This is a genomic window from Arthrobacter sp. 05T45 (assembly GCF_056395875.1).
In genome coordinates this window covers 26,440-48,953 of record NZ_JBFTKI010000033.1, presented here as the reverse complement: position 1 = coordinate 48,953, position 22,514 = coordinate 26,440, and the positions used below count along the sequence as shown (strand labels likewise).

Genomic DNA, 22,514 nt, shown 5'->3' with positions numbered 1-22,514 from the left:
CCCGGCCAAGAAAAGGAACGAATCGAGGACCAGACAATCTCCCAGAAACATCCCTCAGGTCATGTCATCACCACAACTCCGGGAGATGAACAGGTACAAGGCCGACCACGTCCGGCACAAACAGCAAGGAACGAGGCCCGAGTGATCCCAAGTCGCAGCAAGTCAGGCCGTTCCAGGCGCTCCCGGCCATGAACGCGTAAGCAGCAACAGCGCTGTCCAAGCCAAGAAAAGGAGCCGCCAGACCAGCCGCCACCAACAAAAATGGGCCCCGCAGGGGCCCATAAAAAGAGATTCGTACACATTCAGAGGCCCACAAGCCCCTGGACAGGGAAACACTGTGCCCGAGGTGGGACTCGAACTGCATTCCAGCCCCTGCGAACACTGGGATCCCCCGGAAACATGCGGAATCCGGGCCAGTCCGGCACGAGTACGACCCGATCCGCAGCCCAAAATGTGCACAATGTACACACGCCAAATTGGCCAAGTCATAGCATTGCAGCCACCAGCCGCACCCACGCCGAGGTGCGGCTGTTCTGCATTCTGCGCCAGGAGCCTTCCGGAACAAAATTCCGGTCAGCCGCAGCATCAGGCGCTTCTGTCGCGGCGGACAGAAGGCCCATTATCGGCGTTTGACCAAGGCATGCGGGAGAGTAGAGGGCTCCGCCCCAATGGGCAGGCGACAGGGGTCTCCAAAGATGCCTCCTCGTGCTTAGCTGGAGGCATGGCGGCACCCATTGAGGACTACGCACTCTTGTCGGACCTGGCCACCGGGGCCCTCGTGTCCAGGAGCGGGAGTGTGGACTGGTTGTGCTTCCCGCGCTTTGACTCACCGTCCATATTTGGGGCACTGCTGGGCAACGAGGACCACGGTCGGTGGCTGCTGGCACCGGCCCAGCCCGATGCAGTGGTCGTATCCCGTCAGTATCGGGAGTCGACCTTCGTCGTGGAGACCACATGGCGCGCCACAGGCGGCCAGCTCAGTGTGACGGACTTTATGCCGGTCGGACGGGGCCAGTCCTCGCTCTTGCGCCGGGTTACCGGGCTTCACGGATCCGTTCCGGTGCGCCTGGAAATCAGCATGCGGCCGCACTACGGGGCACTCAGGCCCTGGATGAGCCGCGTACGCAACGCCACCGGGGGCAATGTACTGCTGGCCATGGCCGGCCCAGATGCCTGGGCCTTACACGGCCGGCATTTGCCGGAAGCCCACGACCGTGTGCATGTCGGGAATTTCGTCGTCTCGCCGGGCGAGACTGTGGACTTCGAGATGACATGGTTTCCGTCATACCGGGAAGCTCCGGCACCGCTGGATTTTGACGCTGCCCTCGGTGAGGCGGTGAGCTATTGGACCACGTGGGGTGGCCATTGCCGCAAAGACGGAGCCTATGGGGTGGACGTCAAGCGGTCGCTGCTGGTGCTGCGCGCCCTGACCCACTACGAGACCGGCGGGATCGTCGCCGCTCCGACGACCTCCTTGCCTGAGGATTTCGGCGGTTCGCGCAATTGGGACTACCGCTACTGCTGGCTTCGCGATGCGGCGTTGACGCTGGAGGCCATGTTAACTCACGGGTATGAATCCGAGGCCTTGAAGTGGCGCAACTGGCTGCTTCGAGCCCTGGCCGGCGACCCCGAGGATATTCAGATCATGTACGGCGTCGCCGGTGAACGCGAGTTGCCCGAGAGGGTGCTGGACCACCTCCCGGGGTACCAGGACGCCAGGCCGGTGCGGATCGGAAACGCTGCGGTCGCGCAATACCAGGCGGATGTCGTGGGCGAAGTCATGGTGGCCCTTGAGCGGCTGCGCCTCGCCGGCGGCAAGGAAGACCCCTTCTCCTGGGCGCTTCAGCGGGCCCTACTGGGCTACGTGGAGAGGCACTTCGATGACAAGGACTGCGGTCTGTGGGAGATTCGAGGCACGGCCGAGTACTTCACGCATTCCAGGGTCATGATGTGGGCGGCCTTCGATTGCGGGGTCCGGGCGGTGCGAGACCACGGACTCCCCGGACCTGCGGAGCACTGGGACGAACTGCGGGGGCGGCTGCGGACCGAAATCATGGACCGGGGTTTCAACCGCGAGCTTGACTCGTTCACCCAAACCTACGGCGGCCACACAACCGACGCAGCGTTGTTGACTCTGCCGCAGGTCGGCTTCCTCGCTTACGACGACGAGCACATGATTGGCACCGTCGCGCAGCTGGAGAGGGAGCTCATGACTGAGCACGGCCTCTTGCTGCGCTACCGGACCGAAACGGGCATCGATGGGCTGGAACCAGGCGAGCATCCGTTTCTTGCCTGTTCCTTCTGGTTGGTGGAGCAGTACGCCCGCACGAACCGGTGGCAAGAGGCCAGAGCACTCATGGACACCCTGGTGGGGTTCTCCAACGAGCTGGGGCTGCTCAGCGAAGAATTCGCTCCGCAGGAACTGCGGATGGCCGGCAACTTCCCGCAGGCCTTTTCCCATTTGGCCCTGGTGCGTGCCGCCGACGCAATGCACAGCGTGGACCGGCTCAGCATGGCGGTCAATACGCCTACGTGAGATCAGCAAAGCGGATGCTGCTGAGCACATTGCCGACTGTGGGCCCCTGAACGACGCGACCTGCGCGACTTTCAGTTCCGCATCATGCAGCGTCGTCCGCTGCCGTCGCCGTGCACGGGGAGGAACGTCAGCGTTGATATCCGGCAACGCCAGCCCGTCATGGAGAGCATCAAATTGCCCTGCCGACGTCAACGGAACCGGTCATTGCTTTCCCAAGAACATCATGCTCAGACGTTTCCTGAAGCGGCCTCTGCACTCTCGTCAGGTTCGGCCCATTCCAGCGCTGCGACAAAGATTCACAACGCATGGCGGATGCAGCGCGACAGCTCGCTCACGGTACACGTGACCTGGAGAGTCCCTCGGACAGTTACGTAATCCTGGGCAATCTCGTAGACAGCCAGCGCTCGATTGAGCAGGTGCTCAGACAGTTAGCCGAATGGCACCGCGGTACGGCCGCCGGCAGGCACTACCGCGCCAGCCACTCCGAAAGCACCCTGGGCATCATGACAGCCGTTACAGACCTGGATCTGGCTGCGCAGCAGGCAGACGGCCTTCAGGAGAAGCTATCCCGAGCCCACGGAGCCAGCGGTGTAGTCCGAGGGTTCGATGAAGTCCGTCCGCCGGAAGACGATTAGGTAGATATACCCATTTCCCGGGCCCCGCTTCCCGGTGCTCCCCCAACGATTTCAACGGGCCGATGACCCACGTTACGTCAACCTGAAGAGATCCGATTGCAGAATCTGCAGATTAGGACCAGTGATAGCTCCTTCGCAGCCCTTACGTGCGGCGTTAGTTCCGCGCGGCAACTCTCCGCCAGTGGCCGTCCGCGAACTGACGACACGCTTTTCCAGAAATTAGGATAACTATCACTTGACAGGTATTGGCAGAGGTGGGACGCTGGACATATCGGTCGTTCGATAGAAACGGTCGGGAGCGGGTGGCCGAGCCTTTGCTGAAATATCGAGGTGACAAAGACGTCGTCCTGCTTCATCGGTCGGCAAAATATTCCACACGCCAGCGGGCCCCTTCGGGGATGCTCCGTAGCTGTGATCAACATAATCAACTTCACTACATGGTCCGACAGGATTGGTTAGCATGACACGAGAAGAAGCCTATGCCGGTTGCCCTCCGGACTCTTACGTGGAGTTCTACGGGGGGCAGTGGCTTGTTATCCCGTTTGCACCGGTTGAGCAGCCGCCCTTTTTCACCTGCCTGCCTGGGCGCGGGCGGGACACCCGTTACTGAATCGGGCCCGAGGACTGAAGCTTTCGCAAAGCGGTACCCGTAGCACTTGGCCGTTTGATGAAACTTGCCCGCCAGTGAAGGGCGACGGTTCACGTTGGACAGTATGTGCGTGTGCGCGGACGATCATGCGCCGTTGCCCACGGCAAGGATCTGGCCCGATACGAACCTGCAGATTTCCAGATGCCTCCCGGCGCCGCGGGGCCATTTGGGGTGCTCGGGCCCGCCAAGTGCCAACAAAACCCACATTCGAGGAGTACGCCCATGACTAACACAGCAGGGACCAGCGCCGAGCTGGTCCGACCCGTTGATCTGGCCGAGGAGGCGGTGACATTGGTCCGGCGCTGGCTGGCTGAGGGAGCAAAAGTTCCCGTCGACGCCGCCGCCACGCAGTTGGCCGGTGTTCTGAAGGACCCGCAGGGCCTGGACTTCACGGTCGGCTTCGTTGACGGTGTCATCCGTCCCGAGGACAAGTCGGTCGCAGCAAGGAACCTGAAGGTCCTGGCACCGAAAGTCCCTGCCTTCCTGCCGTGGTACATGAAATCCGCCGTCGCCCTTGGCGGTTCCCTCGCACCCGTTGTGCCAGGCGTGGTGATCCCGGTTGCCCGCAAGGTACTGCGTGAAATGGTCAGCCATCTGATCGTGGACGCAACCGACGCCAAGCTCGGCCGTTCGATCGGCAAGATCAAGAAAGACGGGATCAGGCTCAACGTAAACCTGCTCGGTGAGGCCATCCTCGGTGAAGGTGAAGCATCACGCCGGCTTGAGGGCACGCGGAAGCTCCTGGCGCGCCCGGACGTTGACTACGTGTCCATCAAGGTTTCATCCACCGTGGCCCCGCACAACCACTGGGCCTTCGACGAAGCAGTCGGCTATATCGTGGAAAAGCTCGCCCCGCTGTACCAGCTCGCGGCCTCCTCCACCCCGCGAAAGTTCATCAACCTGGACATGGAGGAATACAAAGACCTCGACCTGACCATAGCGGTCTTCACCCGGCTGCTCGAGATGCCGGAATTTCGCAGTCTTGAAGCCGGGATCGTCCTGCAGGCTTACCTGCCCGACGCCTTGGGCGCCATGATTGGACTGCAGGACTGGGCGGCAGCCCGCACCGCAAACGGTGGCGCCCCGGTCAAGGTCCGCGTGGTCAAGGGCGCCAATCTGCCTATGGAACTGGTCGATGCAGACCTGCACGGCTGGCCGCTGGCAACGTGGGGCACCAAGCAGGACTCCGACACTTCCTACAAGGCTGTGATCGACTACTCCCTGACGCCCGAAAGGATCCGGAACGTCCGGATCGGTGTCGCCGGGCACAACCTGTTCGACGTCGCCCTTGCCCACCTGTTGGGCAAGGCCCGCGGGATCACCTCCGGCGTTGAATTTGAAATGCTCCTGGGCATGGCCACCGGACAGGCCGAAGCCGTCAAACGCGATGTCGGGACCCTGCTGCTCTACACCCCGGTCGTGCATCCCCGCGAGTTCGACGTGGCCATCGCCTACCTGATCCGCCGCCTGGAAGAAGGCGCGAGCCAGGAAAACTTCATGTCTGCAGTCTTCGAACTGGACAAAAACGAAGCCCTGTTCGAACGCGAGAAGCAGCGCTTCCTGGCATCCCTCGCTGCCCTCACGGATACGGTTCCCGGGCCCAACCGCGTCCAGGACCGGACTCGCTTTGACGCGGACGCCGCCTTGACCGAGGCGACTTCCCGGGCACGGCTTGAAATGGGCGGAATTGGTTACGGCGGGCCGACGGCCAGCTTCGCCAACACCCCCGACACCGACCCTGACCTGCCCGCCAACCGTGCGTGGGGCCGGGCCATTTTGAACCACGTCCCGTTCTCACGTTTGGGCGTAGCAACGGCCGAGGCGTACGAGCTGGGCACCAGGGACGAACTGGAAACCGTCATCGAAACGGCCGTTGCCCGCGGCACTGCCTGGGGTGCCCTCACCGGCACGGAGCGCGCCGCCGTGCTCCACCGCGCAGGCGTCCGCCTCGAAGCACGCAGGGGCGAGCTGCTGGAAGTCATGGCATCAGAATGCGGCAAAACCCTGGACCAGGGAGACCCCGAGGTTTCCGAAGCCATCGACTTCGCGCACTATTACGCTGAACTGGCCAAGAACCTGGACAACGTCGACGGTGCAGAGTTCATCCCCTCAAAGCTGACCGTCGTCACTCCCCCGTGGAACTTTCCCGTCGCCATCCCGGCCGGATCCGTCCTCGCGGCCCTGGCCGCCGGTTCCTCGGTTGTCATCAAGCCTGCCCGGCAGGCACGCCGTTGCGGTGCTGTCATGGTCGAGGCACTCTGGGAAGCCTTCGACGAAGCAGGTATTGACCGGGACGTCCTGCAATACGTACAGGTAGCCACGCGGGACGTGGGTACCGCACTGGTATCCCACCCCTCTGTGGACCGGCTCATCCTCACCGGCGGGTACGAGACCGCCGAACTGTTCCGGTCCTTCCGCAAGGACCTGCCCCTGCTCGCCGAGACCAGCGGCAAAAACGCCATCATCGTCACGCCCAGCGCCGACCTGGACCTCGCCGCCCGCGACGTCGTGCAATCCGCATTTGGACACGCCGGACAGAAATGCTCCGCAGCATCACTGGTCATCCTCGTCGGGCCAGTCGCAACCTCGCGCCGCTTCAACCAGCAGCTGGTCGACGCCGCCCGGTCCCTGAAGGTCGGATACCCGCTTGACCCACAAACCCAGATGGGACCCGTCATCGAACCGGCGAAGGGGAAGCTGCTTCGCGGACTCACCACTCTCGGCGCCGGAGAGCAGTGGGTGCTCGAACCCCGCAAAGTCGATGACAGCGGCAAGCTCTGGAGCCCCGGCGTACGTACCGGTGTCAGGCGCGGCAGCGAGTACCACAAGACCGAATACTTCGGGCCCATCCTGGGAGTCATGACCGCCGACACCCTGGAAGAAGCGGTCAGCATCGTCAACGACATCGACTACGGCCTGACCTCCGGCCTGCACTCCCTGGACCCTGCCGAGATGAACTACTGGCTGGACAACGTCCAGGCCGGCAACCTCTACATCAACCGCGGCATTACCGGAGCAATCGTGCGGCGCCAGCCCTTCGGCGGATGGAAGAAATCCGCCGTCGGGACCGGCACCAAGGCCGGCGGCCCCAACTACCTGGTCGGCCTCGGATCTTGGAAGGACGCCCCGATCCGGACGGTCCCCTTGGCCCGGACAGCAGGGCCTGCCCGGCAAATCCTGACCGCAGCCGCGGACATGGCCAGCGCCGGATCCATCACCGCAGCGGATGTAACATGGCTTGAAGCCGCCCTGATGTCCGACACCGAGGCATGGACGACGGAATTCGGTGCAGCCCGTGACGTCTCCGGACTCCGGTCCGAGCGGAACGTCTTCCGCTACCGGCCTGTACCGGTAACCGTCCGCTACGAAGCTGCCACGTCCGGGCACGGCCTGGCCGAGCTATTGCGCGTCGTCTCCGCCGGCGTGACCGCCTGGGGCGGACGGCCGGAGCTCAATGCGGTGACAGTCAGCACCACCGAGCCGCTCACCGATGCCCTCGCCAAAATCCTCGGGGACTCCGGAGTAGTCATGGTCGTGGAAAACGCAACAGCCTGGGCCGCCCGGGTCCAGCAATATGCGGCCAAGACCGGACCGGACTCCGGTGTCCGTATCCGCCTGATTGGCGGCCCGGCCGCGGCAACAGCCGAGGCCGCCGGCGGCAGGCCGGACGTGGCCATCTACGCCAACGACGTCGTCGCCGCCAGCCGGGTCGAACTGCTGACCTTCCTCCGGGAGCAGGCAGTCTCAATCACCGCACACCGGTTCGGTACCCCGAACCACCTGTCCGACGCGCTCATCTAATCGAACCGGACCGGCCGGGTCCCTCCACTGCCACGTCAATGAACGGACCCGGCCCCACCCCCACCCATGCAGGCACACGCCACACAGACAGCAACGCGGTCAGCTCCTCCCGAGATCAAGAAACCGAAAGGCCAGCATGTTCCGTATCCACCTCTCAACGATGCTGTTGCTCATAACGGCAGGCATTGTTTGCACAGTCATCGCCACGTCCACGCTGACATTTGGCGCAGGGCTGGTCCTTCTCACCACGGGTGCCGGAGGCGTTTCCGCCGGACTGATGACGTGGGATACCAAAGAGCACGCATAGTTCAAAGACGACCCCAGATCGAAGTAACGATGAAAAAGCGCATTCCCCGCAGGCAGGTCCACAGCAAGAAGGTGCACAAAGCCCGCGAAGCGAAAACCGGCGAACACCGCCCCCTCACCGGATGGTGGGCGCCCCCAAGCCCGGCAGCAGATACCGACCTTCTTACGGAGGGGAGAACCAAGCGGTCCAACAGCGGCGAATCTGTGACCTGGGCCTTCCCCCCGTCCTCCCAGGAAGGCTGTGAAGACGGTTGCCACTACTGTTGCGGGCCGGAAACCGACTAGCTCCCTTCCACCTCTCATGTGACCCCACGAGCTTCGTGTCTGAACGGACAAAGGACCGTTATGAGGTCCTACCGTCGTGATGACAGGAACCGACGTCCCCTGCCCCGACGCAATTTCCTGTTCTGACCGGAATTTTCAGGCCACCAGGGCCTCCCATCCTCGCAACTGGGAGGCCCTGGTCTAATTGGCCCAGATGCTTGACGACCGACCGAGCGGGTCACGGAACCACCTGTCCGTCAACGACAGCGCCATGCACCCGCCCACCCTGCGCCAACTCGCGTTGCACGCGCCGCCTGTGAGTCCACTCCCCCGGGCCCATCGCGACGCCGCCGGCGAGTCGGCACCCCAGCCCTCGGCCCCGGTTCGGTAGTGGCCACTACGTTCCGCTTGAACGGATCCTGATGCAGGATTTTGCAGACTAGGTCTTAGTGATACGGTTTCCGCGATCAAGCAGGTCCGGCGATTCGTCGCCCCTCACTCAGGCGAGCAGACATTCAGATTCGGCGACTGCGGCTTCAATAGCGGCGGCGTCTAGACCACACACCCGCAGGGAAGTTGCAGCAATCACTTCCAGATAAGAGATGTCCGGCTCGCCCGTTCGGCGCAGTTGGCTGATCAGCTCGGTCATGTGAATTAAGATCGCGCCCAATTGTTCCTCCGAGACTGTAGCTGCTACCACCTCCGATGCAGCAGCGGCCCCCAGCCGTCCGTAGGCTTGCTGCAGCTCTTGGCGCTCGAGGCGGAACTTGTCGTAGCGCTCACTCTGTACCTCCGGCAGCAGCCATAAAATGGCGAAGTTGTGCGCGGCCCCGATTAGTGTCCTTGTATCAAGAACTACCGCTGCGTAAAGGGCACTGGGCGCGCTGGCTGAAGCGGGCACGAGGGCCTCAAGGCGGCGAACGACTTCGAGGCCGGGGCGAACGGAGGCGGTCAGGAGCTCGTCGAGCATCTCTTCCTTGTTCGCGAAGTGGTAATAGAGCGAGGCCTGGCGGATACCGACACGCTCGGCGATTGCGCGAGTCGAGGTAGCGGTGAATCCGTTTTCGACGAAAAGCGCCGCGGCGGCGTCGAGGATTTGCTCGCGGGGCGAGTGCTCGGTATCGGAGTCGGGGACACGGCGTGGACGACCGGAGCGGACTGGTCTTACTTCGGTAGGCATAGCTTTATCCTTTCATGCGAGCCCCTAGGACACTCCGGCGGAGCAATCCGGTCTCAGAACTGGCGACATCTGCCCCGGCACGCAAGCACACTGCCCGTCTCGTCTTCGCCTCGCAGCGACGTTCTCCCCTCTTCCGCCTTCGCCGCCGGTCATCGTCCCAGAGTGCGCCGGCTCAGCTGAATTGGCCACCAGTCCCCCATGCTCGTGCGGGGTTAGTGCCGCGCGGCAACTCTCCGTCCATGGTCGCTCAGCGAAACTGACGATCCGCTTTTCAAAAGATTACACTACCTATCACTTGACAGGTATTGTCGGAGATGGGACGCTCGAACAAGCGAAAATGTTAACTCCGCCACAACAAGCACGAAGCGCACACCCACCAGCTGGGCATATCGGTCATTCGATAGAAACGGTTCGCGGCGAGTGTCCGAGGCTTTCGCAAAATGGTGACAAAGACGTCGTCCTGCTTCATCGGCCGACAAGATTTTCATGACGTGGGCGACCCGCTCCAGGGATGCTCCATAGCGAGACAGCAGACCGGAAGGCTCTCATGATCAGGACACAGCTCCACTTGAAACCCCGCCCTGGCCGCGTTCAGGATGTCCTGGACTTCTACGCGATCCGTGGCGTCCTCACGAGGTCCATCGCCCAGCCCGGGTGTATGGCGGCGGAAATCCGGGTACAGCTCCCGGATCAGGATTGTGTTGTCGTGAGTGCCCTCTGGGAGTCCGAATCGGCCTACCAGGCGTGGCTTCAGAACCCGGACCGGGCCCTCGACGTCGCGGAACTCAATCCTCTGCTGGACCATACGGACGGTCGGCTCGGCGAAGCCGAGCTGTCGGCAATACATGACTTCCGGACTGCCCGTCCCGGTTCAAAACCCACAGAGCCACCGACTGTCATTTTCCAGTCGGAAGCAATTCAAACAATAAGGGAAACAAAATGACGAAAGACCTACGGGTTGGAGTGGACATCGGCGGAACCTTCACCGACATCGTGGTGCAGGACAAACGCGATGGCACAACCCTCCTCCACAAAGTCCTCAGCACACCGGCCAATCCCAGCGTCGGGATGCTCCATGGCCTGGATGAGCTGGGCATCACCGAGGACATCGAATTCCTGGTTCATGGGACAACCGCCGGCCTGAACGCCCTTTTGTCCCGCAGCGGTGAGCGCATCGCTCTTATCACCTCAGCCGGGTTTGAGGATGTTCCGGTTCTGGGTCGTAGCGGGAACAAGGACATCTGGAGCCTTACCCCTGAGCGTCCAAAGCCGCTCGTCGCCAGCGATGACATCCTGAGCGTGGATGAGCGGGTCCGCCATGACGGTTCCGTGGAACGCCCTCTGCAGAAAGACGATATCCAGCGTGTTGCGAAGTGGCTTATGGCTGAGGGCATCACCAGTGTCGCGGTCTCCTTCCTCCATGCACACCGCAATCCAGCCAACGAGATTCTCCTGCGCGAAGGCCTTGCCTGCCTGGTCCCCGGCGCCTCCGTTGTCCTCTCCCACGAAGTCTCTCCGGAGCAGGGCGAGTTCGAGCGGACGTCCACCACGTTGGCCACGGGATACGTGGCACGCACGGTAGACCGCTACCTCTCCGCCCTCACCGTCGAACTGGACAAGCGGCGTTGCACTGCTCCGCTGCAGGTCATGCGGTCGAGCGGAGGGATCTGTTCCGCGAAACTGGTCGCACGCCAGCCGATCCAGACAATCCTCAGCGGACCAGCCGGAGGAGTTGTCGCGGCGGAAACTCTCGCCCGCTCACTCGACCGGCCGAACCTGATCGCCATCGACATGGGCGGGACATCCTCGGACGTGAGCCTGGTGGTTGATGGCAGGATGACACTTGCGACGGAAGGCGAGATCGCTGACCAGGTCATGCGGATGCCGGTGGTCGAACTGCACACCATCGGAGCCGGGGGCGGATCGATTGCGCGAGCGGAATCCGGAGGTCTCCGGGTAGGCCCGAAAAGCGCCGGATCCGATCCTGGCCCGGCGTGCTACGGACAGGGCGGCACAGAGCCGACGGTGACCGACGCCCAAGTGGTCCTGGGCCGAATCGATCCGGGCTGGTTCCTCGGGGGACGGATGGCGCTGAGTCTCGAGGCTGCCGAGATGGCCGTCGGCAGGCTAGGCAAAGCCCTCGAAATCGATCCGGAGGCCGCAGCTGAAGGCATTATCGCCGTTGCAAACGGCATGATGGCCAACGCGATCCGCACACTCACCATGCGGAGAGGGATCGACGCCCGCGATTTTGCGCTTGTTGCGTTTGGCGGTGCGGGCCCCCTCCACGGGGCCGCCCTCGCGGACGAGCTCGGCATCCGGGAAGTCATCGTCCCGTTCGCGACGGGTGTTCTTTCGGCCTGGGGGATGCTGCACGCCGATATCCGGCACGACGTTTCCGCCCCAATCTCGGGTCTCGCGGACGACCGTGATGTCCTTCAGGCTTTCCGTGAGACCAGCCGGCAGCTAAGGGACCAGGGCTCGTCGCTGCTGGACGCGGAGCGCGTGCCCACCGCTGACCAGAGCTTTGAGCTCGCGGCGGATATGCGCTATGTCGGCCAGGAGCACGCAATATCCGTGGGTATCGCTGAAGGAGAAGATTCCGTCGCGCTCTTCCACGACGCCTACCGACGCCGGTACGGGCACTCCATGCCGGACGCACCGGTCGAGTTCGTCAACGTCCGGCTCGCTGCCGTCGGACGCGTCGGGTCGGCACCGGCCGAATCGGCCGGATCCGGTTCAGATATCCCCGCGGAATCCGTCCGGAAGGTACGGATTGACGGCTCCGATCACGAAGCACGGGTGGTACATCGCAGCGCACTCGGCGCCACGCCAGTCAACGGGCCCGCAGTCATCCAGGAAGACGGCTCAACAACCCTTCTCCCCCCGTCGTGGCAGGCAGTGCGCGGCGCATTCGGTACCATGATTCTCAGAAAGGTCGGCTAATGAGCTCCGACGTAGTGACGACAGAGATCGTCCGCAACCTCTTTCTTTCCGCTGCAGAAGACATGCACGCGACACTCGTGCGATCTGCCTTTCAACCTCTTCTCTATGAGAACGAGGACGCCGCCGTCGCCATCCTTGACCGCAATGCCGACGTCCTGGGTCAGTCCAGTGGCCTGCCCCTGTTCCTGGGGAACCTTGACGAAGCGATCAAAGAGACGCTCCGGCGACGGGGCGGGACCGACTGGCTCGACGAGGGCGACGTTGTCATTCTGAACGACCCCTACATTCAGGGCACCCATGTCAACGACGTCACCCTTTTCGCACCCGTCCACTCTGACGGCGAAATCATCGGATTTGTTGCTGTCCGGGGTGATGTGACGGACGTCGGCGGCAAGGATCCGGGCGGAGGAACTGAAACGACCGAGGTGTACCAGGAAGGTCTCCTGCTCGGACCAGTAAAGATCTGCACTGCGCAAGGCCCGAACCACGACATCATTGACATCATCCGGCGAAACAGCCGGAGCGGCGAGCTCATCGTCGGCGATATCAACGCCATGATCTCATCGTGCCGGATTGGCCAGCGTCGAATGCTCGAGATCGTGAACCGATTCAGCATCGGCGTCGTCGAGGCGGCACGCGACGAGATCTTCCGTCAGAGCGAGGAGTCCGACAGGGAGACCGTCAACGCCATTCCCGACGGTGTCTATACCGGAAGCGGCTGCATGGACAACGACGGCATCGTACTAGGCAGCCCCATCAGGATCCCGATCAATATCACTGTGGCTGGAGACAAACTGACCGTCGACCTGACGGAAAGCCCCGACTCGACAGCCGGCCCCATCAACTGCGGCCGCGCCCAGGCGGTCGCCGCCGTCCGCGTGGCCTACAAATTGCTGTTCGCATCCGAACGCTCATTCGACGGCGGATGCTTCCGGAACGTGGAGGTGCTCACGCGACCCGGGTCCGTTCACCACGCAGAAGAACCCGCGGCCTGCGGTTGGTACTACACCACCCTCGGACTCCTGGTCGATCTCTTCATCAGCGCCTTCGCGGAAGTTCTGCCGGGCCGTGTAACAGCCGCCCAGTTCGGCGACTCAATGATCACCTACTTTGCCGGCAAGGACTTGCGCGGCACAGACTACCTCTGCGTCGAGGCCCACGCCGGCGGTTGGGGCGCATCGGACCGTGCAAACGGAGCCGACGGACTCATCAACGTCCTCAACGGAAGCTTCCGGAACACCCCGGTCGAAGCGCTCGAATCCCGCTATCCCGTCACCGTGACGCAATACGCGATCCGCCAGGGCTCCGGCGGCGCGGGCCGTCACAGAGGCGGAAACGGCATCGTCCGGAGCTACCGGTTCGAGGAACCCACTCAACTCTTCCTCTGGCTCGACCGCTCCATTACCCCCGCATGGGGTCTCGACGGCGGATCTCCCGGCGAAGCACCCCGAGTGGAAATTACCGGCAGCATTCAACGATCGGATCTCCTGAAAGTCAATGGGCTGTGGCTCGAGTCGGGGGACGAACTGCGGATCCTCACCGGTGGCGGCGGCGGCTTCGGGACTCCCCAATGACCACGACGCGTCCCCGCAGCCGCAGGAAACACCTGCCAGTCTCACCAGAAATCAGCTTACGCAGCTCACATCGAAAGGGAACGCCATGACTGACAGGTCCGCGAATATTGCGACCGCACCGGGTGAAGAAGTCCGGAAGGATGCACCGTCCGGAACGCTGGGCGCCCGACACATCATCTTTTTCGTGATCGCCGCCGCCGCACCCCTCGGGTTCGCTGTCGGGTCAATTCCATTGGCCATCGGCCGCGGCGGCATTGGTACTGCCGCGATGTTCCTCATCGCCGGCGGATTCCTCGCGCTGTTCGCAGTCGGGTACGTGGCCATGACCAGATTCGTCCCGAACGCAGGCGCACTCTTCTCGTACATCACGGCGGGACTCGGCCGGCCCCTCGGCATCGGTGTCGCCTTCGTCGCAGCACTGTCATACGCCCTAGTATCAGCCGGAGCAGTCGGCCCGTTCGCGGTGTTTGCCGAACAGACGGCCCAGTCACTGTTTGGCGTGGCCGTTCCCTGGCCCGTGTGGGCACTCGGCGGCGTCGTGGTGATGGGCATTCTGGGACAGCTGAACGTCGAACTCAACCTGCGCGTGCTCGGATTCTTCATGATCGCCGAGGTGACCGTGCTCGCCACCCTTGGGATAGCCGTCGTCGCCCAGGGAGGCGCCGAAGGACTGTCCCTCGATGCGTTCAGCCCGGGTGCCATCGCGGAAGGGCAGATCGGCGTCGTTCTCCTCGTCGTCTTCGCAGCCTTCGCGGGATTCGAGGCAACAGCACTGTTCCGCGAAGAGGCGAAGCACCCCGTCCGGACACTGCGACGTGCAACGTTCGGTTCCATCGCCGTCATCGCACTGTTGCAGTCATTCGTCGCCTGGTCGATCGTCCAGGCGTTCGGATCGACAGTAGTGGACGTCGCAAACGCAACACCCACCGAAATGTTCGCCATCGCCGCCCGGCAATACGTCGGCGACTGGTTCGCGAACCTCATCTCCGTCCTCGTCGTATTCAGCTGGTTCGCCTCCGTGAGCGCCTTCCACAACGCCACGACGCGATACCTTCACGCACTTTCGCGTGACCGGGTGATTCCGGCCGTGTTCGCTCGCCGTTCCCGCCGCACCAACGCCCCCTGGGTCGCCAGCCTCGCCCACAGCATCTTCACACTGGTCGTGATTCTGCTGTGCGTCATCGCAGGACTGGACCCCTATCTGGACCTCTTCGTCCTCGGAAGTGTGCCGGTAGCAGTCAGTATCCCCGCCATGGAATGCCTCACCGCAATCGCCGTCGTCGCCTTCTTCATGCGGGACCGGCGCGGCCAATCCGCGTGGACGGTCTACGTCGCCCCGGCGCTTTCAGCACTAGCCCTCGCGGTGGTTGTCTACCTGGTACTGGCGAACATGGAGTTCTACACCACGCAGACGGGTCCAATCAACTGGATCCTCCCCGGCGTCAACCTCGTTGTCCTCGCGATCGGTGTCGCCCGTGCACTATGGATGCGATACCGCACCCCTCGCCTCTACGAAGGCATCGGCCGCTTCGGCCTGGAGTAGGCCAGCTCGCGTATCGGCATGGCTGTCGCATGATCAGCCATGCCGATACGCAGCCTGCCGAAAAAGGTAGCTCACGCCCGGTATGACAACCAGGCTCCCACCCCAGCGCGATCCGCGCGGCACCCCTTAGAAGGTGGACTCCATGACCCCGGCCGAGACGATCATTCCGATCCGCACCAGCCCCTCCTCCAACCGCTCAACCACCCCGAACTCCGCAAGCTTCAAGACGTACATCGGCAGCAATTGGGCCGAACGAGCCGAAATCCTGCCCCAGGCCCGGGAGCAGGCGGCGTTCGCCGCTGAACGACGGCGCCGTATCTCCGACCTGTACCCCGGAGTGCGACTCCTCGTCCCGGCCGGCAGACTCAAGCGCCGTGCGAACGACATGGACTACATGTTCCGCGCACACTCGGCGTTTGCCTGGCTCACCGGATGGGGCAGCGATTCCGAACCCGGAGCCGTTCTCGTCTTCGAACCCAACCACGACGGCCACCAGATAACGCTGTACTTCCGCGAACGTGCAGGCCGCGACTCTGACGAGTTCTACTCGAACCCGGAAATCGGCGAATTCTGGACCGGCCCGAGGCCCTCGCTCGCGCAAGTCGCCGCCGGCCTCGGCATCGAGACCCGCGGCATCGCCGAGCTGGACATCGTCCTTGAACAGGTCACGGCAGGAGGAGCTGCTGAGATGTACCCGACTGTCACAGTAATTGAAGCAGACCCCGAGCTGTCCGCGCAGCTCGGGATCCGCTGCCAGGACGATGCGGAGCGAGACGCTGCATTCGCACGCGACCTCTCCGAACTCCGACTCGTCAAAGACCCCTATGAGGTGGCGCAGCTGCGGGCGGCGATCGCCGCCACAGGGCGCGGGTTCTCGGATGTCCTTGCCGATCTGCCCCGCATCCGCAGTCACGCCCGGGGCGAGAGGCTCATCGAGGGCGTTTTCAACGGTCGCGCCCGCGCTGAAGGTAACACCGTCGGCTACAACACCATTGCCGCAGCAGGTGCCCACGCGTGCATCCTGCACTGGACCCATAACAGTGGCCCGGCCGCCGACGGTGATCTCGTGCTCCTCGACGCCGGCGTGGAGATGGACAGCTACTACACCGCCGACATCACTCGGACCTTTCCGGCGAACGGGACATACTCGGCGGCCCAGCGGAAAGTGCACGACGCCGTGCTTGAAGCGGCGGATGCAGCGTTTGCCGTCGTTCGGCCGGGCATCCGATTCCGCGAAATCCACGACGCCGCCATGGCAGTCATCGCCCGCAAAACCGCCGAATGGGGTCTGCTGTCGGTCAGTGCCGAAGAGGCGCTGGAGGAGGACAACCAGCAACACCGCCGCTACATGGTTCACGGGACCAGTCATCACCTCGGCCTCGACGTCCACGACTGCGCGCAGGCCCGCCGCGAGTTGTACCTCGACGGCGTCCTCGAGCCCGGCATGGTGTTCACCATCGAGCCCGGACTCTACTTCCAGCCTGATGACCTCACAGTGCCTGAGGAGCTACGCGGGATCGGCGTGCGCATTGAGGACAACATCCTGGTAACAGCCGAAGGCGCAGAAAATTTGTCCCTCGCGATCCCGCGCACAGCTCAGGACATCGAAGCATGGATTCGCCGGTCGACTGCCTGAAAACGACAGCAAGCCAGCGGGATAGGGGACCTTCGCCGAACGCACACAAGTCACCATCAGCGGCCTTCGGTAGCGACACATCCATCCGTCCCATCACACGACCACGATCAGAGAAAGTGTTCACATGTCCACCGCCGCCAACCAAATCGAAATCATCGTGACCAGACGAAAGCACGTCGACGCAATGCTCGACGCTGCCGTCCACGAGCTGCAACAGCTTGCAACGCACACAGCCCGGTACGGCATCCTAATCACCAGATACCATCCGGGGCACTACACGGCGGCCCTCTCGGACCAGGTCCCCTTCGGATTAACACGTGAGCGTACTCACTGACCCACTGCCGGCCCAAGGACTCCTCCGGCGGGCCAAGGTCACGATCCGGAAACTGCAAGAAGCATCTCCAAGGATTGAATCTCCTGTCAATCCAGAGCCATATTCGCGCCCCGGAAATCCCCGTCGGGGCAACTGGCAGACCGGGAGGCGCAGCCTCGACGAACCCGGTCCCGGCCGTTACTTGATTCAGGGTGCCGCAGCGATCCAGAGGCTGAACCGAAAAATGTCATCCTCCGCAAGAACAGAAGAACGGACAACAAAGAATGACCCGGAACGAACTGGGACACCTTCCCCTCACCACCTTCATCGGCGCCGGCGCCATGGGAGGAGCAATCGTACGTGGCCTCCTCAAAGCGGATCCCACGGTTGCCCCCCGGATCCGCATCACCGGTCCATGGAATCCACAGATGCAGGAACTCACCAACACCCACGGTGTGCACGGCTTTGACACTGCCGCGGATCCGGAGGCAAATATCAAGGCCGTGAAAGGCGCAGGCATCGTTGTTCTCGCTGTAAAGCCGGACGTCCTTCCGGACGTTCTCAAACAGATCGCCGGGGCCGTCGAGACCGGGGCCGTAATCGTCAGCATCGCGGCGGGCATCAGGATCGAAACAATCGAGTCCCTATTGCCTGACACGGTCTCAGTCATCCGTGTCATGCCGAATACTCCTGCACTGGTTGGAAAGGGCGTAACAGGCATGAGCGCCGGGACCCGAGGAACCATGGCCGATGTCGCGCTGGCCGAGACCTTGTTCCGAACCGTAGGATCCGTGCTTACTGTGCCAGAAGGCCAGCTCAATGAAATCACGAGCATCGCGGGTTCCGGTCCGGCTTACGTATTCTTCCTGATCGAACAGCTCACCACAGTCGCCGAACACCAGGGGTTCACCCCGGAGCAGGCGGCGCTGCTGGTCAACGGGACGTTCAGAGGCGCCTGCGAACTCCTGGCCAGCTCTGACAAGTCTCCGCGCGAACTCCGCCAACTGGTCACGAGCCCCAATGGGACCACGGCCGCAGCTGTCTCGGTGCTCGAAGACGCAGGCATCCGAGAACTCTTCGAGAAGGCCACTGATGCTGCCGTGCGGCGGGCCAAAGAACTCGGCGGATACCGCATCCGCCACCAGAACGCCTACTAACGGGAGTCGAACAAATGAAACCATGGAGTGTCCGCGATTTCCACCTGGATGATCTCGACCGGCTCATAAACGTCTGGCAGGACTCCAGGACCGCGACCGCGCACCCCGTGTATAGCCTGGCGGAGATCATCGAGGCGTGCTCCACCGGGGTTGCCGTCGTGGCCGTTGTTGAAGGGAAAGTTGTCGGCGCTGCAGCGGTCAAAATCCAGGACGACCGGGCCTGGGTCATCTTGCTCGCCCAGGCCAGGGAATGGCGGGAACAAGGCCTGGGCAGCGCCCTCCTGGCCGGACTCGAGGGACGGCTCGCCTCTCACAGCGTCAGAAGGATTTCCGCCCTGCTCCCGGCATCAGAGACAAGAATCCGGGCCTTCCGTAACAGCGACTACCGCGTGGAAGAGGATTTGCATTACTTCGAAAGAACAATCCCGGTACAACCCAAAGAGATCGGCCCCCTGAGCCAGCTTGGTGGCCGGATCCTGCCTCACGGGCTGTGGAACGCGCTGGCAGGAATGCACCGTGAGAAGCACCTGATTGAACAACGCCTCATCCTTCCTCTTGCCCGCACGGAACTCGCCAGGTCCCTCGGCGTGACGCCGCCACGATCAGTCGTTCTCTTCGGCCCACCAGGAACCGGCAAGACGACCTTTGCGAAATCGGTTGCTTCGCGGCTGGGCTGGCCTTTCGTCGAAGTGTTCCCATCACGATTGGCCGCCCATCCCCAAGGTCTCGCCGGAGCCTTGCGCCAGGTCTTCTTGGACATCGGACAACTCGAACACGCGGTCGTATTTATTGATGAAGTCGAGGAAATCGCTTCCGCCCGCTCAGGGGAAGCAACTTCTCCACTGCAAGGAGTGACGAACGAGCTGTTGAAAATCATTCCGGCATTTCGAGAGCAGGAGGGGCGAATCCTGATCTGCGCCACCAACTTCATCCGCTCACTGGACAAGGCCTTCCTGCGCCATGGCCGGTTCGACTATGTCATTCCGATTGGTCCCCCGGACATGGCTGCCCGCCAGGCAATCTGGGACCGCTACATTCCACCCGCTGTCGCCCAGCATGTTGATTTGGAAGTTTTGGCCAAGGCCAGTGAACGGTTCTCCCCCGCCGACATCGAGTTCGCCGCCAGAAAAGCCTCGCAGCAGGCCTTGGAATCTGCGGTGCTGTCCGAGCAGTCTGTGGCCAGTGAGATGACCCTTACTACATCGGCTTACCTCCAGGCCATCGAAGGAACGCGCGCAACGGTCACTGAAGCTGTGGTCAAAGACTTTCTTGAGGATATTGAGCGCATAGCACGTGTCTGAATGGGCCCCCTTCCGAGCCTTGCTGGCCTAGCATAAGGCGCGGGACGGGGCATGACAATTGCCTCGCTACTATGATCGGACATAGTCGGCGCGGAGCCCGTGGGAGTGTCGTTGGGGGGCCTACTCCAAAAGTTGACCGGCCATTCCCAAACTGCGGGGCTGAGCGCGGAACATGCGCGACAGCATCGGTATTGGCCATCTTTGCGGACGCACCCTGGAACGCTGGAAAATCGGAATTCTTCCGCCCCACCATCCACGAACTCGCAAGAAAGCTGGCGGCCCTCCCCCGACCCAGCCCCGCGGCCATTCACCGACAACGTCCGACGCTGGCAATCTCCGACGACGGCGCCGGGGCCTTCGGTTCCGACCAATCACGCCAGGCTGACCACCGACGTTGATGCCGCTGTCGGATGACGAGCCAGAGGAATCTGAAACGACCAAGGTAGACGAGAAAGCTCGGTCAGTCATGACGAAAACCGCCATTCCGGTGATGGACAGTTATGACTGATCAACCACAGCAACAGAACAGGTCCCCGGCCCGCACACCCCATTCCGAGATGCTTCTGACACAGTCCGCGCAGTCCAGGGCGGGCATCCACCCGCGCATGCGGAAAGTCATACCACACAGGCTTCACGGGCGCATGAACTCGTGTCAGAAGAAAAAGGCAAGGCGGAGGTCACCGAAGAGCACCGGCATCACGTGGACACGAGTGTGGACACTGTAAACACCCTTTGGCCGGACAAACGGCCACCAGCTGCTCCCCCAGACCCCAGGAAACAGCGAATCAAGGCCAAGCATCTGGAAAGAATCTCGTGGAGGTCATGTCATCACCACAACCCCAACGCATGAATAGGTACAAGGCCAACCAGGTCCTCCAGGACCAGTCAGAAAGGAGCAAAGGATGACCCCACATCCCAGCACGCGGAGGACCACTAGCCAGGGCGCTTGACCCCGCCACCCAGACAACTTCACAGGCCACCGCGGCTGCCAGGCACCATCCGCGACAAGCGTCAGACGGACCGGAGCAGGGTCAATGTATACACGTTAAAGCAAAAACCCCCTCTGACGAGGGGGAATGCTGTGCCCGAGGTGGGACTCGAACTACATTCCAGCCCTTGCAAACACTGGGAACTCCCGGAAACATGCGGAATCCGGCCCGATCCGGCACCAGTACGAACCGATCCGAAGCCCAAAGTGTGTACTTTGTACACACCCCAAATTGGCCAATTCCACGGATCAGGACGAAGCCTCACCCTAGCTCCTTCGACCGCGGGGAGAGCCCGCTTATGGCCGATATCGAGTCGCGTCAAGGCTAGGCCGCCGGCTGAAATTCGAGTTCAGCCCAATCGACCCGGACGGGTCGGGAGCCAAGGGCGGCGGATATCCGGCCCGCCACTTGTCTCGCGGGATTCGATTATCTAGTGCGATTTTCTCTCGTTCACCCAGAAGATCCGACAGGGCGCCGACAACCCTCCGCACGCTGCTTGACACTCCAACCCAACGCGGGATATGTTCTATCTCACATCTACTTACGCGCGTTAGTAACGCGCATCAGTAGATTTAGCTAGACTCTCATCCAAAGTTCAGCCCTTATTACTAGACATCGGACGGTCAATGAAGACGAACCCTCGGCAGACCAAAGTGACAATGCAGGATGTCGCGAACCATGTCGGAGTCTCTCGGACGACGGTTTCCTTTGTCCTAAACGGCGGAACGGGAAACGGAATTCCACAAGAAACCCGTGACCGCGTCCACCGGGCCGTGACCGAACTGGGCTACCGCCCGAACGCTGGAGCCCGAGCGCTGGCAGCCAAACACACCAAGCTCTACGGCCTGATCACGGAAATTGTTACGGCGCCTTATGCCGCCGACATCGTCCGAGGCGCCGAGGAACAGGCCGCGCGGGAGGGTAAAACACTACTGATCGCCAGCACCGACGGCAGCAGTGACGCCGACCGGCAGGCAATCGAAACGATGCTCGAGCACCGTGTCGAGGGTCTGATCTATGCAACAAGCTGGCATAGGGGCGTCCGGCTGCCGGCTGTCGCAGACGAGGTGCCGACGGTCCTGGTTCACTGCTTTGACGAAGCGGCCACCCTCCATTCCGTCATTCCTGACGAGGCTCAGGGCGGCTACGCCGCCACTATGAGGCTCATCGGGGCCGGACACGACCGGATAGGGCTCATCAACCTTGATCCCGTAATTCCAGCAGCCATCGGCCGCCGGGCCGGTTACATCCGCGCTCTGGACCAGGCAGGTATGGGCCTGGATGAGAAGTTGATCATCAACGAGGACGGCGAGGCAGACCAGGGCTACCGTGCGGCATCCTCCCTCCTTGACAGCGCGGTGCCGCCTACGGCCATCTTCTGCGCCACTGACCGTATGGCCATGGGCGCATACGACGCCATCAAAGAACGAGGGTTTCGTATTGGGGAAGATATCTCCGTGGTTGGCTTCGACAACCAGGAAGTTATCGCCAGCTACCTGCGACCCAGCCTGACGACTGTCGCACTGCCATTCCGGCAAATGGGGGCAACCGGCGTCGCGCTGCTGGCCAAACTGGCAGCGAACCGCGATCTAACACCGCTCCAACACATTGTCGAATGCCCTCTGGTGGAGCGTACATCCGTGCGCCTGCCCCTCCTGACGTCCACCACCCGCTAACCCCATCT

Annotated in this window: 10 protein-coding genes and 1 pseudogene; 10 read left to right on the top strand and 1 reads right to left on the bottom strand. The window is 62.5% G+C overall.

Annotated features, from left to right (window positions below; genetic code table 11):
* Positions 1-709: 709 nt before the first annotated feature.
* A pseudogene (locus tag AC1DGD_RS20635) lies at positions 710-2,536 on the top strand (glycoside hydrolase family 15 protein); the annotation flags it as partial.
* A 1,506-nt stretch (positions 2,537-4,042) separates the two neighbouring features.
* Entirely contained in the window at positions 4,043-7,621 is a 3,579-nt protein-coding gene (locus tag AC1DGD_RS20630) for a proline dehydrogenase family protein (RefSeq protein ID WP_476858067.1), read from the top strand.
* A 1,069-nt stretch (positions 7,622-8,690) separates the two neighbouring features.
* On the opposite strand, the gene AC1DGD_RS20625 is transcribed toward AC1DGD_RS20630, so the two are convergent.
* Positions 8,691-9,371: a TetR/AcrR family transcriptional regulator gene (locus AC1DGD_RS20625; RefSeq protein WP_476858066.1), complete on the bottom strand. Its 681-nt coding sequence runs from the start codon at positions 9,369-9,371 to the stop codon at positions 8,691-8,693.
* Between the two features lie 511 nt (positions 9,372-9,882).
* On the opposite strand from AC1DGD_RS20625, the gene AC1DGD_RS20620 reads away from it, so the two are divergent.
* The 8 genes from AC1DGD_RS20620 to AC1DGD_RS20585 all read left to right on the top strand — a co-directional run bounded on the left by AC1DGD_RS20620 (position 9,883) and on the right by AC1DGD_RS20585 (position 22,506).
* Positions 9,883-10,314: an antibiotic biosynthesis monooxygenase family protein gene (locus AC1DGD_RS20620; RefSeq protein WP_476858065.1), complete on the top strand. Its 432-nt coding sequence runs from the start codon at positions 9,883-9,885 to the stop codon at positions 10,312-10,314.
* On the top strand, positions 10,311-12,317 hold the full coding sequence (locus tag AC1DGD_RS20615; RefSeq protein ID WP_476858064.1) for a hydantoinase/oxoprolinase family protein: 2,007 nt from the start codon (positions 10,311-10,313) through the stop codon (positions 12,315-12,317). Before AC1DGD_RS20620 ends, AC1DGD_RS20615 begins: the two co-directional genes overlap by 4 nt.
* Complete coding sequence (locus AC1DGD_RS20610) at positions 12,317-13,891, top strand: hydantoinase B/oxoprolinase family protein (protein WP_476858063.1); 1,575 nt, start codon at positions 12,317-12,319, stop codon at positions 13,889-13,891. The genes AC1DGD_RS20615 and AC1DGD_RS20610 overlap by 1 nt, the downstream gene beginning before the upstream one ends.
* An 85-nt stretch (positions 13,892-13,976) precedes the next feature.
* Positions 13,977-15,434 carry an APC family permease gene (locus AC1DGD_RS20605; RefSeq protein WP_476858062.1) on the top strand — a complete coding sequence of 486 codons (1,458 nt, stop codon included), beginning with the start codon at positions 13,977-13,979 and terminating at the stop codon, positions 15,432-15,434.
* Positions 15,435-15,576: 142 nt separating this feature from the next.
* The gene (locus AC1DGD_RS20600) at positions 15,577-17,070 is read left to right on the top strand and encodes an aminopeptidase P family protein (RefSeq protein ID WP_476858061.1); all 1,494 of its coding nucleotides are present in this window, start codon (positions 15,577-15,579) and stop codon (positions 17,068-17,070) included.
* 597 nt (positions 17,071-17,667) lie between these two features.
* The gene (gene proC, locus AC1DGD_RS20595) at positions 17,668-18,540 is read left to right on the top strand and encodes a pyrroline-5-carboxylate reductase (protein ID WP_476858060.1); all 873 of its coding nucleotides are present in this window, start codon (positions 17,668-17,670) and stop codon (positions 18,538-18,540) included.
* 14 nt (positions 18,541-18,554) lie between these two features.
* A complete protein-coding gene (locus AC1DGD_RS20590; protein WP_476858059.1) occupies positions 18,555-19,841 on the top strand; it encodes an ATP-binding protein in 1,287 nt (428 codons plus the stop codon).
* Positions 19,842-21,489: 1,648 nt separating this feature from the next.
* Positions 21,490-22,506 carry a LacI family DNA-binding transcriptional regulator gene (locus AC1DGD_RS20585; RefSeq protein WP_364746429.1) on the top strand — a complete coding sequence of 339 codons (1,017 nt, stop codon included), beginning with the start codon at positions 21,490-21,492 and terminating at the stop codon, positions 22,504-22,506.
* The last annotated feature ends 8 nt before the right edge of the window (positions 22,507-22,514 follow it).